This is a genomic window from Lactiplantibacillus songbeiensis, assembly GCF_005405125.1.
In the GTDB taxonomy this organism is placed as follows: domain Bacteria; phylum Bacillota; class Bacilli; order Lactobacillales; family Lactobacillaceae; genus Lactiplantibacillus; species Lactiplantibacillus songbeiensis.
This window is the reverse complement of record NZ_BJDL01000008.1, coordinates 95,756-111,313: the sequence shown is the minus strand read 5'-3', so window position 1 is coordinate 111,313 and position 15,558 is coordinate 95,756. Positions and strand designations below refer to the sequence as shown.

Below are 15,558 nucleotides of genomic sequence, written 5' to 3'. Positions count from 1 at the left end.
TCACCAATTTTGGCGACGAACGCTGATTTTGTTTCACGTGAAACTATTCGATTACTTAAGCTTGATACCCGGTCGATTAGCGAAGATAACGGCACTAATAATCACGATTACCCCGACTAACTGTAGCCAGCTAACCCGTTCACCTAACAGTAAGAACGCCACCACAATCGATGCCGGCAACTCCAGCGACGATAAGATGGGACCGACCCCCAACGGCACTAACGGCATAAAGCGTGAATAACACGCTAGCGGTAAAATCATTGAGAAACAAGCCGTTAGTAACCCCCATTTCACCGCCACTAACGAGAACGGCACATTGATCAACTGCGGTCCCCAAGCTACCACAATTAAGCCCAGCGCACCGACACACAATAACCAGGTCTTCGTTAATGGCTCCAAGTTATTGCCGAGACTCGCGGTAAACTGCAAGGTTCCCGCATAAGCGACCGCCGCAAGAAAGCTAAACAACAACCCCCAACCGGACAATGCTGTCGTGATGGGCAATAAATCGGCCGCCAAGACCGTACCGGCTAAGACTAAAATAATGCTCAATAATTGTCGTCGTGACGGCCATTGACGCTTGATCATTGCACCCAGCAATACCGACAACCAGACTGATTGCATCAACATCACTGCGGCGACGGCCACTGGAATCGACCGTAACGCTAAGATATAGAACGTATTGGTAAAGCCAGAAGCGGTCCCAGCCGCCATCACTAATAAGACTTGTCGCCAACTCGTCCCCTGCGTTTTCAACCGGTTCCCACGACTCACGTGTACAAGCGTCAAGATGACAGCCGAACTTAAAAACGACCAAAACAATAACGGTCCATTTTGAACCCCGGCGCGACCAGCTAACTTAAATAATGACGCTGGAATCCCATAACTGATGGCGCCTAAACCGACGATCCATGGCGCTAGTCGTTTCATTAGGCGTCCACCCCGGCAGTTAACGCCTGTAAAGTTGCCGTTTGAAAGGTCGCTAGCAACTTATGAATCATGCTTAATGGCTCGACTTGACCATTTAGTAACCAGTTGCGCCAGATCTGATAAACGCCGGCGCTCATAAACTGCGCCCAATACTTTTTCTGGACAGCCGTTAAAGGCGTTGTCACTAATAAATCATCATAGAGCCGAGCCAAATTTTCGTTAAATAATTGCTGAATAACGGGTTCAAAGCCACGGGTCACTGCTAATTCTAATGTTGTCGCATAATCCGTGAAGAAGGTTCGTACTGCCGCCTGCTTTTGGGCGACCGGGACATGTTGACGAATATCATCAAACCGCGCGGCAATCACCGGTTCAAAATAGGCCGTTAAGACATCGGCCAAAGTCGTAAAGTTACGGTAAAATGCCATCCGACTCACGCCCGCGCGCTTCACTACTTGGGTCACGGTCAACTCACTCAAATCTTTTGTTGCTAAAAGCTGCAATAAAGCCGTTGCGAGATACGTCTTTGAATCCCGTTTAATCGCTTGCGCATGCTTGGTTGCTGCCATAACACTTCCCTCTTTCTGTCACAGATGCCCCTTAACCACTAGCATCTGGTTTAAGTTCATTGTAAGCTATTTTTACAGACGTTACAAATGTCACAAAAATATCTTGGAGGCACTTAAACATGCAAAAACAATTAGTGGTCGTCACTGGTGGTAGTGGCTTTATTGCAATCCATATCATTTTACAATTACTGCAACGAGGCTATGCGGTGCGCGCGACCGTTCGCAGCCTTAATAAACAGGCTTTAATCGAAACCATGTTAAGAAACGGTGGGCTCACCGACCTTAGCGACCTTTCACTCATCGAAGCTGACTTAAGTCATGACCGTCATTGGGCCGCGGCCATGCAAGGTGCCAGCTATGTCATGCATGTCGCTTCACCAACCCCTAAATTACAATTTAAAGATGAAGCCGAGATGATTAAACCCGCGGTCGACGGCGTATTACGGGTTCTCACCGCCGCTCGGGATGCCCACGTCAAGCGCGTCGTCTTAACCTCCGCATATGGCGCAGTCTTTGCCGGGCATCCCCAACAGCGGACACCGTTCACTGAAACCGACTGGTCAGATTTAACGGTGAAGCACATCCACCCCTACCAAAAGTCAAAAACCTTAGCTGAACGTGCTGCTTGGGACTTTATCAAGCGTGAAGGCCACGGTATGACCTTAGCAGCCATCAATCCAGTTGGCGTGATGGGTCCGGTATTAGCCAGCACATATTTCCATTCAAATATTCAAATTCAAGAACTGTTAGCTGGCAAAGTACCGGCCGTCCCACACATCGATTCCGGTTATGTTGACGTACGCGATGTTGCCCAGCTCCATATGTTAGCCATGACCAGTCCTAAAGCTGCTGGTGAACGTTTTCTAGCAACAACTGGTGAAACCTTATCAATGCTAGATGTCGCTAATAGCTTACGGTCGGCCTATCCTCAATACGCGTCACGACTACCGAAACACCAATTGCCGAATGTCATCGTTAAAACGGCCGCTATCTTCCAGCCTAACCTGCGCATGCTAGCGTCACTAGTTGGCGGCTACGCTGAGACCAGTAATGCCAAAGCTCAGTGCCTACTTGACTGGCACCCCCGTTCGGCTAAAACCGCGATTTTAGCCACTGCCCAATCAATGTTTGATTTAAACCTCATTAAACCAGTATAAATATAACGCTTAGGCTCGTTAAAGTGCCGCCTACCAGTTGGTTTCTAAACTACTGGGTCATTAACGCCGGGCGGACCAGAATTGGCTCAGTGGTGTCGTTTATCTTAGTCGTGGTTTTCGACTTAGATAAAGCCCGGCTTTCGAGACCGCACCTTGGCTCGAGAACGTGGCCACCACGTTCCAGCCGATTCTGGTCCAACCAGAGTGGCAATTTAAGCCAACTAGCACCAAATATAGTTATTGTGAACCAGTCCCCACATCGCTATACTTAGCCATACGAGGGGGCTATGCACATGCCATTATTATCAAAAAAATACTTATCATTGAGTACTATCCTACTAGCGAGTCTCGCGATGACCGCTATTGCTGCTGAACCGGCTCAAGCCAGTTCAGTCAGAGATTTCAGCCAAGTAAAACACAACTGGAATACCGATAACGCCATTACAAAACTCCAACTTTACAAAACGACGCACGGTCACTATACGACTGGCCCGCACGCGCGTTATTATTTCAATATGCGGATTACTAACCGAACGAACCGAGCCTTTCGCTTTAAGTTCACTCGGTTAGTTGCCGATACTGATGGCGGTGAATTCGACGGTTATCTCTATAAATTAGTTGATCGACACAAAGCCGTTAACATCCCAGCGCATCACACAGTTACCGTCAAAAAAGCCTTCGCAACCAACCAGCAAAACTTAGTGAAGTGGGACTTTCCCCATAGTGAAAATTACTTGAGTTACGGTAAAAAAACGACTCATTATCTCTTCATGATTACACCGAAGAATTATTATCGGTTATATCAAGGCAGTTATCACACCTTCAATTAGACAAAAAAGTTGCCAGTGATTAGCTGACAACTTTTTAGACGTTTGACTTTCAACAACTAACCGTGCGATAATACACACGGTGCCAAACCACGATGGGGGTACGCGATCGGTGCGCAAGCATTCTGAAGGTCGCCGCACCTCATCAGGACAATCTCGAGTAGAACGCGAGGTTGTCTTTTTTTGATCTTTTTTAGTCATGCATCGCTAACCAATGTTTAAGCCGGTCAAAATAAGCGGCTTGTTCATCGATAAAGGCCATATGTCGACTGTGCGCAAATAACGCCCACTCAGCGTTTGGCAACTGATCAACCATCGTTTTTGCCACTAAAGGCGTACATAAGTCATTCGTCCCACTCGTTACTAGAGTTGGCACCGTCACTTGCGCCAAAGCCGTGGTATAATCATAAGCTTTCAAGTTTCCGGTCGGACAATATTCGTTAGGACCCCAGGCGGTTTGGTACGCCAAGCTGCCACTAATTTTGGGCCGTCGCAAATACGCTGGTGACGCCGACGTCACCGGACCAGTCGCGTGCTGTTCCATATAGTGCTGGTTGGCAGCAACATAAGCGGTTCCCGTAAAATTACCCGTCCGTTCAGCGGTCGCAATCGCCGCCTGATCAGCTGGCGATAAATAGGCGATTAAGCGATGCTGCTCTTGCGCCCAGAGTCGTGCCGACGACAAGGTACTAGCTAAGATCAGGCTCTGAATACCTTGGGGCCGCTGATCACACACATACATAATCGCTAACATGCCGCCCCACGACTGACCTAATAAATGCATCCGATCCAATCCCAAATAATCACGGACGGTTTGCAATTCCGCTAACCAAGTTTCAGCCCGATACCAACTTGGATCACTGGGTAGCGATGATTCGCCACAGCCGAGCTGGTCGTACATCACGATGGGCCGACCCGTCTCAGCTGCCAATTGATCAAACGCCTCAAAGTAATTATGCGTTGAGCCTGGCCCACCGTGTAACAGTAATAATGGTGTCATCCCAGTCGTTAAGTCACCTACCACCCGATACGCCGTCTGAAACTTTTGAAATGGTATCATTCCAGTTTTAATCTGCATCCTCATCATCCCTTTTCAACCTAACTCATTAATGTCGCGCAGCCGGTTGTGGATCTTCTTTTGGCAACGGCAACGTCGATTGATAATTATTCTTCACTAAGAACCGCCGCAATTTAAACCCCGAAGCGAGCTTAAAACAAGTCTCCGCATCCCGTAAATCACATCCCGTCAGTTTTGAAATATGCTTTAAGCGATTCCGCAACGTATTGGGATGGACATAGAGTTCTTTCGCTGTCCGTGTCAAGTTACAAGTCGCTTCCAGATACGCATCCAAGGTCGGCACCAGGTTCGTCCGATTCTTAGCGTCATAAGCAATCAGGACTTTTAAGGCCGGGTTAATGAAAAATGGCAAAATCTCAATATGGTTCACCCGCGCCAATGATAAATTAAAGAATTCATCCTCACAAAAAACGACTCGATCATGATACGTCTGTAGCTTGGCCGTCCGCGTGCAGACTGTATACGCCGCAAAGGTATCTTCCGGTTGCTGATAAAAGTTCGAAACGATAAACCGACAATCAGTATGATTAGCGGCTTGCATCAAGCGCTCTTTAAAGTCCGGACTATTATACGCGGCCAATGATAAGCTCACTAATGCCACACAATTATGCTGATAAACGGAAACTAGGACTTGTGAAAATTGCGGTGCTAATAAATATTGTAATCGCTGTTGTAAAACGCGTGCAGATTGGCCGGCCAACGGTTCACATTTAATAATCACCATGGCATCGGGCAACGTCGCATGTTGTTCTGCGAATTGCGCAGCAAAGGTGGTGCTTTGACGTTCCGTTAATAACACATTGATCAAACGATCGCGTTGTGATTCCGCAGTTGGCATAATCTGATTTTTGACTAACGACCCCGCCAACACTTGACTGAGGCCACTGATCAACAATGCGTGGGTCGCATTCAGGGGTGTTTTAATCGCCGGCATCACTAAGTACCCAATTGGCTCTCCTTGATGGGCCAGTGGTGCGATCAACATCGGTCCCGACGCTAGATTATCTTGAGCCACATAGATTTGCGTCAAAAAGTCACGTTTTCCAGGGGCAAAGCCATGTTCCAATAACCACCGGCCGATTTGATTTTGCTCGACTGCCGCACTAATACTGGCCCCATTGATCTGAGTGGTATGCGAGCGCGATAAAATCTGACCATTCAAATCAATAATCGCCACCGGATTTTTAAGCAATTGGACTGTCTGGTCCAATACCGTATCAAAATCAGCCGTAATGGCATTAATGGCGAGTTGATTAATCGTCGTCTGCACCGATTGGACTGGTGCTAGCCACTCGCCAATCTTGAACAGAACTTGCATCAGCTGATTCTCCAAGCCCACCGCCACCTTTTTCGGCACGGTCAATTGAAGCACCCCAATCCGTTGCAACTGACCCTGATCGTAATAACTTAACTTCACTTGATGAGCCGTCACCAAATTCAAGAATAAGACGTGTTCTTGAAACTGCCGCACATCATTATTCCCTAATTGTGCCTGTTCGATCTCCGTTGTCCCCGCCACAAAGCTACCCGCTAACGTCAAGTCAAAGGTCGTGGCTAACTGTTGTACTAATTGCTTAAGTCGCATCATTCATCCCCCGCAAACTTCTAAATATTAGTACGATTTTTGAATCATCAAAATACTGTCTGCATACTTGATACTCATTATAATTGACACCCGCCACTCCGGTTGGTCCAGAATCGGCTGGAACGTGGTGGCCGCGTTTGCGAGCCACAGGGCGGTCTCACAAGCCGGGATTTATCTAAGTCGGAAAATCGCCGACTTAGATAAACGACACCACTGAGCCAATTCTGGCCCGCCCGGCGTTAATTATCAGATCAGCTAACTTAACGATCTGTCATTTTAGTCAACTAATTTAGCCGAGAGGTTGGTTCCTAAAATGCTCAGCCGTGTCGTTGGCCTTAGTGCGAGTGGTCTGCTCGGACTTAGGCCAAGGCCAGTTTTGAAGACCGCACTTTGGCTTCAAAATGGCCCATGGCGTTCCAGCGTTTTAGGAACCAACCGGCAGGCGGCAATCCAATATCACTCACCTCAATCATAAGGAATGAAAGCGTTATTGTAAAGATGAAAGTGACAATAAAAGCCCACCGCCAACATTTAGTTGGGACGGTGGACTTTCATATTTATTCAAGTGGGAAATGATGAATCCTTAATTTAGAGAAATTCGGTCTGGGTCTTCGTATCATACCGTTGCGTATGCAATGGTTCTGACGCGGCTTTACCTAAAGCCACCCCCATGATTGGCACGAAGCGCTTAGGATCTAAGCCCAAGGTTGGAATCATGTGTTCAAAGTCGATACCAGAAAAGGCATTGGCGTCATAGCCATGAGCCCGAGCAACCAACAAGAGTTGGGCGCCAACAATGGAACAATCCATTGTCGCATCGAACTTCAAGAATTCTGGGGTCGCCTTTTCATATAATGGTAAGAAGGTCCCCAAGATTTGGTCTAAACGTTCCTTGGTGATATTACCAGCTTTATAGACTTTATTCCAAACATCCCGATAAACCAAGTGGGATTGCGTATCCCCAGCGATGAAGACAATCGCCGATGCCTTATCAACTTGTGGATAGTTGAATGGCATAACCGCCTTCTTGAACTTTTCCTTCGCTTCTGGGGTATCAATTACCACGAAGTGCCAAGACTGCAAGTTGCAGGCTGATGGTGCCGTTGCTGCTTCTGATAGCATTTCTTGAATTTCATCACGGTCGATTTTAACGGCTGGGTCGAAATCTCGAACTGAATGCCGATTGAACATCACATCGGCTAAATCGTTATTACCTAATTTTTTAGTCATCGTTGCCATATTAATTACCTCGTTTTCAAATCTGGGTCTTAAATTTTATATGACGTTGCTTTCGGGTTGAAGAAGCCACGGTCGTAACGGCCGGTTAAGAGCTTAGGCATTGTTTCATCAGTATCGACTTTTTCAAGCTTCAAGGTATTGAACATAATGGAAGTATCGAAGTGGAACCAAGCCGCGCCTAATGGCTTCAAGACTTTTAATTCACCAAATGGATCGTCATCAGTAGATTGTAATTCAATTGATAAGTTCCCTGGTTCAACTTGGTCAGCTAATGAACGCAATTGGGTCGCAACCAATTCAACATTGTTAAAGTGGTTAGAACCATCTTCATGTTGGTCAATGTCATAGGTATAGAAGAAACTATTCATTTCAGCTTCCTTACCTAAAGCCAATTGCCCAGCAAATTGCTTCATAATTGATGGATCGTTCAATTCACCAGCGGTCCAGTCAACCTTCAACAAGGTCTTGCCATGACGTTCAACGGTCGCCGTGGCGGAATTATCGTTACGACGTAATTCCATCGCGTCAGCCAACTTCTTAGGAATCCCAGCGCCTTCACGGCCAGCAATCATGCCACTTTCAGCACCTGGACCATGTAACAAGAGTGAGATTGGGTAGGCCCCCATCATCTTGTCTTTGTAGCTGACTAAGGCAAAGAGGTTCAATTCCAGGTAAGGACCGCCAAAAGTTGGTTTGCCCATATGAACAACATAACCGCAAACAACTGGAGCCATGAGCTTCAATGGGGCTGGAATTAACTTCTTCAAGACAGCTTCATCGGTCGCATATGCGAAGCCTAGCCCTTGCTGGTCGTTCATACTTGGTAAATTCAAGAAATTCTTGACATCATCATTGCTTACAACATAACTAGCCATAATTTAACACTCCTTTGTAATTAGCCGTAACTACATAATTCCGTTCATGACACTGACATCTGGTGCACCATCGTTGACGATCCGGTGAACCCGATCGGCAATCAATGGGTTGAATTCTGGATGCGTCAAGATGTAGAACCGATTGTCTTCCAAGGCTTTGAAGACTGTGTCAGCGATTGAATCGATTGGTTTCCCGTTAGTAATGACATACTTCGCAAACTGCTGCCCTTTTAAATAGGCTTCGCTTTGATAGTACGGGTCACTCTTATCGGTATATTGAGCTGGACGATGATTTTCAGTATGGTACAAGTCCGTCTGAACAAAGCCAGGGCACATGACGTGCATACTAATATCGGCTTTAGCCCGTTGTAAATCATAGGCAGTCGCTTCAGTCATCCCTACGGAAGCAAACTTGCTTGCATGGTAGGAAGGCATTCCGGGAGTGTCAACTAAGCCAGCAATTGAAGCGACATTTAAGATATCCCCGTGGGTCTTTTGTTTCATCATAATTGGGATGACCCGTTGCATCGCGTAAACTTGACTCATCAAGTTAACATGCATGATCCATTCCCAATCCCGGGTTGGTAATTCCCACATCCGACCTGGTAAAGCGATTCCGGCGTTATTGATCAATAAATCAATCTGACCGAACTTAGCCATCGCTTTATCAATGGCAGCGTCAACGTCCGCTTCCTTCGTGACATCGGCACCAATCATCATGGCTTCCGTGCCAGCATCGATAGCAGCTTGATAGGTGTCCTTTAAGGCATCCTCATCCATATCGACTAAGGCCAACTTCATGCCGCGTTTAGCCCCTTCTTCAGCGATAACTTGGCCAAAGCCATGGGCCGCGCCAGTGATGAACATTACTTTATTCTTAAAATCCTTCATGATCACAGACTCCTTTAACAACTTAATTTTTTTGTGAAAATAATTGCTAAATCATCAATTTGAAACTTTTTCGGTCGACCGGTTAACCTCAAGTACAGTTACATTGTAGCGCTTACATTTGGCTCTGCGTAAGGGGTAAAAACTACACAAATTTCAGGACTAAACTGTAGGATTCTCACATCTAACACCTTAACTATTAATTCACAAATTCATTAAACGAGTGAGTCGCTGTGACCCGCAAACTATGCTACGATGAAACTATTATCTTGTCAGAAAGCTGGTTAATTCTTAATGAAAATCATCATCGCCCCCGCTAAAAAGATGCTCGTTGATCCGGACTCATTGGCTTACCAGGCCTTACCACAGTATCTAGCCCAAACTACCCAACTCTTAACCCGACTGCGACAACTCAGCTATCCCGCAGCCAAAGCACTCTGGCACTGCAGCGATAAGCTCGCCCAACCAAACTACACTTGGTTGCAGCAGCTAGACCTCAATCGCCAACTAACGCCCGCAATTTTGAGTTATCGCGGCATTCAGTACCAATATATGGCACCTGATATTTTCACCGAACCGGCCTTAGCTTATATTCAAGCTAACTTGCGTATTTTATCAGGCTTTTATGGTATTCTGAGACCCTTTGATGGTATCGTCCCCTACCGATTAGAGATGCAAGCTAAGCTTACCGTCAACGGCGCCCCTAATCTGTATGCGTTTTGGGGGGACTTACTTTATCAAGCGTTAGCCGGTCCCACTGAACCGATCCTCAACTTAGCCTCACAAGAATACGCCAAGGCAATTACGCCCTATTTGCAGCCGCAACAGCCATTTGTCACGGTCATCTTCGGGAGTCTAATCAATGGTCAACTCAAGACCAAGGCGACACTAGCTAAGATGGCGCGCGGCGCGATGGTTCGCTATTTAGCTGAAAATCAGATAACTGAACTCGATGGTGTCAAAGCCTTTGACCATCCGGATTACCGCTTTGATGCGACTCGTTCAACGACCAATCAGCTGGTCTTTATTTATCAGCACTAAAAGAGGCGTTACCTAGGTTGATTTTCCAACCCTAGGCAACGCCTTAATGCTGACCTTAGTCGCTGATGACTAATAATGATTTAATCGCTTCTCGTTGATCCATCGCTTCGTAAGCCGCTTGAATCTGATCCAAAGTGAACCGCTTGGTGAAGACCCTGCCAGGATGAATCTCACCCTTTAACACGGCATCCAATAAGACCGCCCGATCATCGGTCGTGACGGAGGCAATCCCACCGCGCAGCCCGATATTTTTCCAGAATAAGTTATTGGTATTCATCTCAGCTTTTTGTGGCACCCCGACCCGGCCAACGACTGCTCCAGGACGACCGACTTTAACGGCGGTATCCACTGAAAGTTCCGTTCCAACACATTCTAAGACCGCATCGGCCCCAGCCCCATCTGTCAAGGCTTGCACCCGTTCAACGGCGTCATCACCACGTTCGGCAATAATATCCGTTGCGCCAAACGCCTTGGCTAAAGCTTGACGATCGGCATGCCGACTCATGGCAATAATGCGCTTAGCCCCTAATAGCTGTGCTGACAACACACCGCACAGGCCAACGGCGCCATCGCCCATGACAACAACCGTGTCGCCCGCTTTAACTTCCGCACTCTTAGCGGCATGATAGCCGGTTGCCATGACATCGGATAAGGTCAATAAATCATTGAGCTGATCATCCGTATAATCAGCGGGCTGTCCCGGAATCTTGACCAAGGCCCAATCTGCCTGCTTAAAACGTAAGTATCCACTTTGATAACCGACGATTTCATCATCGGTTGGATTCAAGCAATCACCATCAAAGCCGGCTAAACAAGCGGCACAGTGCCCACAACCGTGCGTAAACGGTGCAATCACAAAATCGCCTGGTTGAACGTTGGTCACGGCACTCCCGACTGACTCGACAATCCCAATGGCTTCATGGCCAACTGGTGAATTCAGAGTTCGCTTAGAAATACCACGATACCACCACAAATCTGACCCACAAACACATGCCCGGACGATTTTTAAGACGGCGTCAGTCGGGTTCTTGATCGTTGGTTTCGGTAACTCCTGAACGACCATTTTTCCTGGTTCGGCAAAAACTGCTGTTTTCATGCTTTTTCCTCCCAATTATTAACTAGATACTTTTAGTGTAGCCGTTTCAACGTGGCTGAGCTAGTAAAGTTAATTGCTAAACTTAGCTTAACCCTTCAAGTGAACTTTAAGGCAAACAAAAAAATGACGTTTACCAACAAATTACGCTGATCAACGCCATTTTGTTGAATTTTCTAGATCCTAGCAAGACTCTTATGATTCTGTTTGATTAGCCGGATCTAAAACTAATGATTCTGCAAGTAAGATTTCGCTATAGAGATCATAGATATATTTAGACGCAATCTGATGGGTCAATGCCAGCTCATACAAATATTGCCGTTCCGCATCAAAGGCTCGCATTAAGGCTCGACGTTCTTGTAAGGCTTCATCGCCAGTAAATGTTTTTGGTTCCCAACTACTTTGACGCCATTGTCTTAGAAAGCTTTGTAAGCGCGTCTGGCGTAATTGATCACGCAAATCATAAGTCACACTAGCTTCAACTGCTGGTGTTAATGACAACTGTGCCAATTGGCTCATCCCTGCCGCAACCATTTTCTCCCGCATTTTGGTCATCTTGGGTCGCATTAATTTGGCCGTTTTCTTGGCAGGTAACAAGTACCGCAACAAGATTGTCGGCACTAACATGCTTAAAATGATCACAACCGTTTCAATCAATAAAACCAGTTGATTATCGGTGGCCGTCAAGACTGACACAGACAGTGCTAAGGCCAAGGTGACAGTCCCGTGTACGCCACCCAACGAAAAGATCCAGGCATCGTGCGACGTTAACTTAATGGCTCGACCATGAATGTAACGGCCAACTAGTCCTAAACCATAAACTAACAGTCCTAACCAGAACCAGTGACCTGTCGCCGGTGATGCATGATAGCCGGTCACAATTCGGGCTAACAAAATACCCAGGATCACAAAAACAAAGCTATTTAGGATTTCCGAGCCAAAGTTAATTAACTGAACGGATAAATGAAACTGCCTTGGATCAGAGAAGCGACTCCGCTGGGCTTCTCCGTTATAAACTAGTCCGGCGCTAACGACCGCAATAATGCCGGACATCGCCATGGCTTCAGCCAATACATAAATCACGATTGGTGTCATCAAATAAATAATAATCTGTGACGACGCCAAGTTCCAACGTGACCGCAACAGGGCTTGCCGACAAATCATCAATATAAAGGCAAGCGCGGCACCAAAGACTAATCCGCCCCCAGCTGACCACAAGAAGGCCATTAAATTTTTCCCTAAGGCTAAATGGCCGCTGGTATACCACAACACGCCAGCCTGCAAAATAATCAAGCCAGTTGCATCATTGAACAAGGCCTCCAAGCGTAATACCCCACCAACCCGCGTTGGTAGCTGACGACCACCGGTTACTGAATCCAGCGCGGTTGCATCCGTTGGCGCGCTGATCGCTGTTATAATTAACGCCAACGGCAACGCGATCCCACCGATCACATGTACTAATAGTCCAACCACGATTGCCAGCGCCGCAGCCATCGAAACCGCAGTTTCTAACGTCACCCGGCGCATTTTCCGAACAATCAAGACCCGTGTATTTTGGCCTTCAAAAAATAGTAAGGGCGCAATAATCGCTGTCATAAAAATTTCATTATTAAAAGACAAGATAGCGGCATTCGTTATCGGTAATAACCCCACCAAAAGTCCCACTAATAAATTGATATACGTTGGTGCAATTTTTTTAAATCCCTGTGCTAATAGATTGCTAATCGCCACTGCAATTAAAATCATCAACGTTGATGAATAAATCGTAGTTGTCATCCTGCTCACCCCACCTAATTAGAATACTGCTTTGATTATACCTGTTCGATTGATCAAACATTCAGCAATTCGCCCTATGAAAACCACACCGGCTAGCTATAATTTCAACACAGTTAACCTAAAAGTAAACACAAAAATAACGTTCACCAGCAAGTTACACTGATCAACGCCATTTCAAGCTTAAAAGTCTTCGTTTAATTCACTAATCGGTGCCAGTCCCAAGTTCTCAGTATGCACCATCTGTTCACCAGCGCGGGACCATAACCATAACTTCTTGTTCAGCGCCGCTTTGTCGAACTTTTCAGGTTCTGGCAAGACTTTGCCAGTCTCTTCATCATAAGTGGCATCTTCTGGAATATTGTCACCACGATAAGTGACACAACTTGGGATTGCAGTGCCCGGTAAGTCGGCAAACGTAATGATCTTATTCAACGAAATCAGATGTTCCCAAGTCGCCCCAAAATCATACGTATAGACGATATCCGTCTGCAATAAGTCGGGATAAACATAGGCCTGAGTAGTCAGAATTTCATCATCATCAAAACCCATCCCCGTTAATGCGGGCACATATTGTCGGGCTTGCCCCTTTAGGTGGAAGCCATGTAAATGGTAGTTCTCCCACCCAAAAGCAAGTTGAATCAAGACGTGCAGCTGGTCATAACGAATCGACAGCGGCACCACTAATTTCCGATAAACCGCGGGATGCACCCCCGCTAACTTAATCATTAATTCCATCGCAGCAGCATTATCCATCTTACAACACCTTCGACTTTCATTTATGGTCTAATTGGTTAGATAATCTAAAATTTTAAATAACGTGGTTTGCGTTACTTCGGGAATCGGCGCCGCCAGAATATCAGCGGCCGTCTGTCCTAAAACAGAGCCTGCAATATACGCGTGGTCATTGACCACCATCTCCCGCACATTGGTTACTTTGGGTTCCAGATGAAACTGGAGACCGACGATCCGGTGTCCCAATACAAAACCTTGATTGCGAACAGCCTCACTCGAAAATAGTAACGTGGCTTCAGCCGGAATCGTAAACATCTCTTCATGCCAGTGCAGCACGTTGAGCGTAGCCGGCAAATCTGGAATCACCGTTGCTTGTCGATAGACTGGTGCCCAACCGACTTCTTTAGCTGGCGCTTTGGTGATTGGATAACCCAGCGTCTTCGTAATCTGTTGCGCCCCAAAGCAAGCGCCAAATATCGGCTTAGCGGTCGCCATTAACACTTTAATCAAGTCGCGTTCTTGCTTGATCCAGGGTAAGTCATCGTTAGGACTCATCGGCCCACCTAAAATGACCAGCATATCCGTTTGGGCGGCGGTTGGTAACTGGCCAAACTGATAAGGATGGTAGATATAGAGTACATGTCCATGTTGCGCCGCCCAATCAGCAATCATGCCGGGGCCTTCATCTGGCGTATGTTGCAAAACATTAATTCGCATAAATAACCTTTCGTCAACGGCAGAGATTTAGTTTGGGACTTGCCTGCAAACTCCCATATTAATATTATTATAGCACCAACACCTTATTTGGAGGTTCTGAAAATGAATGCGCTAACTTTCTTTGGTCAAATTAAACGAACCCTATAATTACCTGAAAATACCCACCATAAAAAGTACTTACTGATTTAATACCCAAACTGATAGGTTAGCTGCTTTATCCGTGTAGCCAGACTTAAACCTTCAAAAATATGGCTATTTAGTATAACCATGCGACCAATAATTATATCCTACCCTTTATAGCTTTTCCTTTTTCTAATTTATTTCCGAGTAAGTAGTTGATATAAGCAAATTTTAATATCATATAATGGTATTTATTCCTATATATGATATAATCAAGCTATGAAAAAGCCAGAGTTCGAATTCTACCAACGACCAAATAGTCACACTGAATTTATCGAGTTTCTACAAACTCTCCCAGAAAAAGATCGCGTCAAGTTAGTCGCAACTATTGCCAATGTACAGGACCAAGGATTAATCGTAGCTAGAAAGATGAAATGGATTAAAAAAATAGATGATAACTTATTTGAACTACGATCAAAAACTGGCAATAATATTCAGTGCGGCCTGTATTTTCATGTAACTGGGACAAATTATCAAATCACACATGGTTTCACTAAAAAAGCACAAAAGACACCTTCATACGAAATACAACATGCCTTAGAAATCAGAGCTGAATATTGGAAGGAGCACAACCATGACCAGCATTAATTTTAATAGTTATTTGAAAAACGCCTTAAAAGATCCTGCATTTAAGAAGGATTTTGATAATGAGTATTCAAAATTAGCCAGCGCAGCAGCACTGATGAAGGCTCGTGAAGCTGCTGGACTGACGCAACAAGAACTTGCAGACAAAGCGGCTGTACCTCAATCAACTATTGCTAGAATTGAACGTGGTGCTAACACCTCTTTTGATACCTTATCAAAAATTGCATTTGCTTTAGGAAAGCGATTGACTATTAGTTTCTCTTAAATAAAAATGACTTCATCCAAT

At 45.8% G+C, this 15,558-nt stretch carries 16 protein-coding genes; 5 read left to right on the top strand and 11 right to left on the bottom strand.

Annotated features, from left to right (window positions below):
* Positions 1-51: 51 nt before the first annotated feature.
* Together FFM77_RS03225 and FFM77_RS03220 are read right to left on the bottom strand one after the other, a co-directional pair.
* A complete protein-coding gene (locus FFM77_RS03225) occupies positions 52-930 on the bottom strand; it encodes an EamA family transporter (protein WP_137634304.1) in 879 nt (292 codons plus the stop codon).
* Positions 930-1,499 carry a TetR/AcrR family transcriptional regulator gene (locus tag FFM77_RS03220; RefSeq protein WP_137634303.1) on the bottom strand — a complete coding sequence of 190 codons (570 nt, stop codon included), beginning with the start codon at positions 1,497-1,499 and terminating at the stop codon, positions 930-932. The genes FFM77_RS03225 and FFM77_RS03220 overlap by 1 nt, the downstream gene beginning before the upstream one ends.
* A gap of 119 nt (positions 1,500-1,618) precedes the next feature.
* Between FFM77_RS03220 and FFM77_RS03215 the strand changes: the two genes are divergently transcribed.
* Positions 1,619-2,656, top strand: coding sequence for an SDR family oxidoreductase (locus FFM77_RS03215; protein ID WP_137634302.1), 1,038 nt, complete (start codon positions 1,619-1,621; stop codon positions 2,654-2,656).
* Positions 2,657-2,949: 293 nt separating this feature from the next.
* The gene (locus tag FFM77_RS03210; RefSeq protein ID WP_137634301.1) at positions 2,950-3,486 is read left to right on the top strand and encodes a hypothetical protein; all 537 of its coding nucleotides are present in this window, start codon (positions 2,950-2,952) and stop codon (positions 3,484-3,486) included.
* 190 nt (positions 3,487-3,676) lie between these two features.
* Here the strand turns inward: FFM77_RS03210 and pepI are convergent, their stop codons facing one another.
* The 5 genes from pepI to FFM77_RS03185 all read right to left on the bottom strand — a co-directional run bounded on the left by pepI (position 3,677) and on the right by FFM77_RS03185 (position 9,151).
* Positions 3,677-4,561, bottom strand: coding sequence for a proline iminopeptidase (gene pepI / locus FFM77_RS03205; protein ID WP_137634300.1), 885 nt, complete (start codon positions 4,559-4,561; stop codon positions 3,677-3,679).
* Positions 4,562-4,589: 28 nt separating this feature from the next.
* The gene (locus FFM77_RS03200) at positions 4,590-6,146 is read right to left on the bottom strand and encodes a PucR family transcriptional regulator (protein ID WP_137634299.1); all 1,557 of its coding nucleotides are present in this window, start codon (positions 6,144-6,146) and stop codon (positions 4,590-4,592) included.
* A gap of 588 nt (positions 6,147-6,734) precedes the next feature.
* Positions 6,735-7,385, bottom strand: coding sequence for a nitroreductase family protein (locus FFM77_RS03195; RefSeq protein WP_137634298.1), 651 nt, complete (start codon positions 7,383-7,385; stop codon positions 6,735-6,737).
* Positions 7,386-7,414: 29 nt separating this feature from the next.
* Positions 7,415-8,260 (bottom strand): acetoacetate decarboxylase family protein, encoded by an 846-nt coding sequence (locus FFM77_RS03190; RefSeq protein ID WP_137634297.1) that lies wholly within the window; start codon positions 8,258-8,260, stop codon positions 7,415-7,417.
* Positions 8,261-8,290: 30 nt separating this feature from the next.
* Positions 8,291-9,151, bottom strand: a complete 861-nt coding sequence (locus FFM77_RS03185) for an SDR family NAD(P)-dependent oxidoreductase (RefSeq protein ID WP_137634296.1) — start codon at positions 9,149-9,151, stop codon at positions 8,291-8,293.
* A 291-nt stretch (positions 9,152-9,442) separates the two neighbouring features.
* Here FFM77_RS03185 and yaaA point away from each other — a divergent pair, with 291 nt between their 5' ends.
* The gene (gene yaaA, locus FFM77_RS03180) at positions 9,443-10,189 is read left to right on the top strand and encodes a peroxide stress protein YaaA (RefSeq protein ID WP_137634295.1); all 747 of its coding nucleotides are present in this window, start codon (positions 9,443-9,445) and stop codon (positions 10,187-10,189) included.
* 55 nt (positions 10,190-10,244) lie between these two features.
* On the opposite strand, the gene FFM77_RS03175 is transcribed toward yaaA, so the two are convergent.
* The 4 genes from FFM77_RS03175 to FFM77_RS03160 all read right to left on the bottom strand — a co-directional run bounded on the left by FFM77_RS03175 (position 10,245) and on the right by FFM77_RS03160 (position 14,507).
* A complete protein-coding gene (locus tag FFM77_RS03175; protein ID WP_137634294.1) occupies positions 10,245-11,285 on the bottom strand; it encodes a zinc-dependent alcohol dehydrogenase family protein in 1,041 nt (346 codons plus the stop codon).
* Positions 11,286-11,477: 192 nt separating this feature from the next.
* Positions 11,478-13,058 carry a cation:proton antiporter gene (locus FFM77_RS03170; protein WP_137634293.1) on the bottom strand — a complete coding sequence of 527 codons (1,581 nt, stop codon included), beginning with the start codon at positions 13,056-13,058 and terminating at the stop codon, positions 11,478-11,480.
* A gap of 180 nt (positions 13,059-13,238) precedes the next feature.
* Positions 13,239-13,811, bottom strand: coding sequence for a plasmid pRiA4b ORF-3 family protein (locus tag FFM77_RS03165; protein ID WP_137634292.1), 573 nt, complete (start codon positions 13,809-13,811; stop codon positions 13,239-13,241).
* 30 nt (positions 13,812-13,841) lie between these two features.
* Positions 13,842-14,507 (bottom strand): type 1 glutamine amidotransferase, encoded by a 666-nt coding sequence (locus tag FFM77_RS03160; protein WP_137634291.1) that lies wholly within the window; start codon positions 14,505-14,507, stop codon positions 13,842-13,844.
* A 399-nt stretch (positions 14,508-14,906) separates the two neighbouring features.
* Between FFM77_RS03160 and FFM77_RS03155 the strand changes: the two genes are divergently transcribed.
* Positions 14,907-15,275, top strand: coding sequence for a type II toxin-antitoxin system RelE/ParE family toxin (locus tag FFM77_RS03155; RefSeq protein ID WP_137634290.1), 369 nt, complete (start codon positions 14,907-14,909; stop codon positions 15,273-15,275).
* Positions 15,262-15,537 (top strand): helix-turn-helix domain-containing protein, encoded by a 276-nt coding sequence (locus tag FFM77_RS03150; protein WP_137634289.1) that lies wholly within the window; start codon positions 15,262-15,264, stop codon positions 15,535-15,537. The genes FFM77_RS03155 and FFM77_RS03150 overlap by 14 nt, the downstream gene beginning before the upstream one ends.
* The last annotated feature ends 21 nt before the right edge of the window (positions 15,538-15,558 follow it).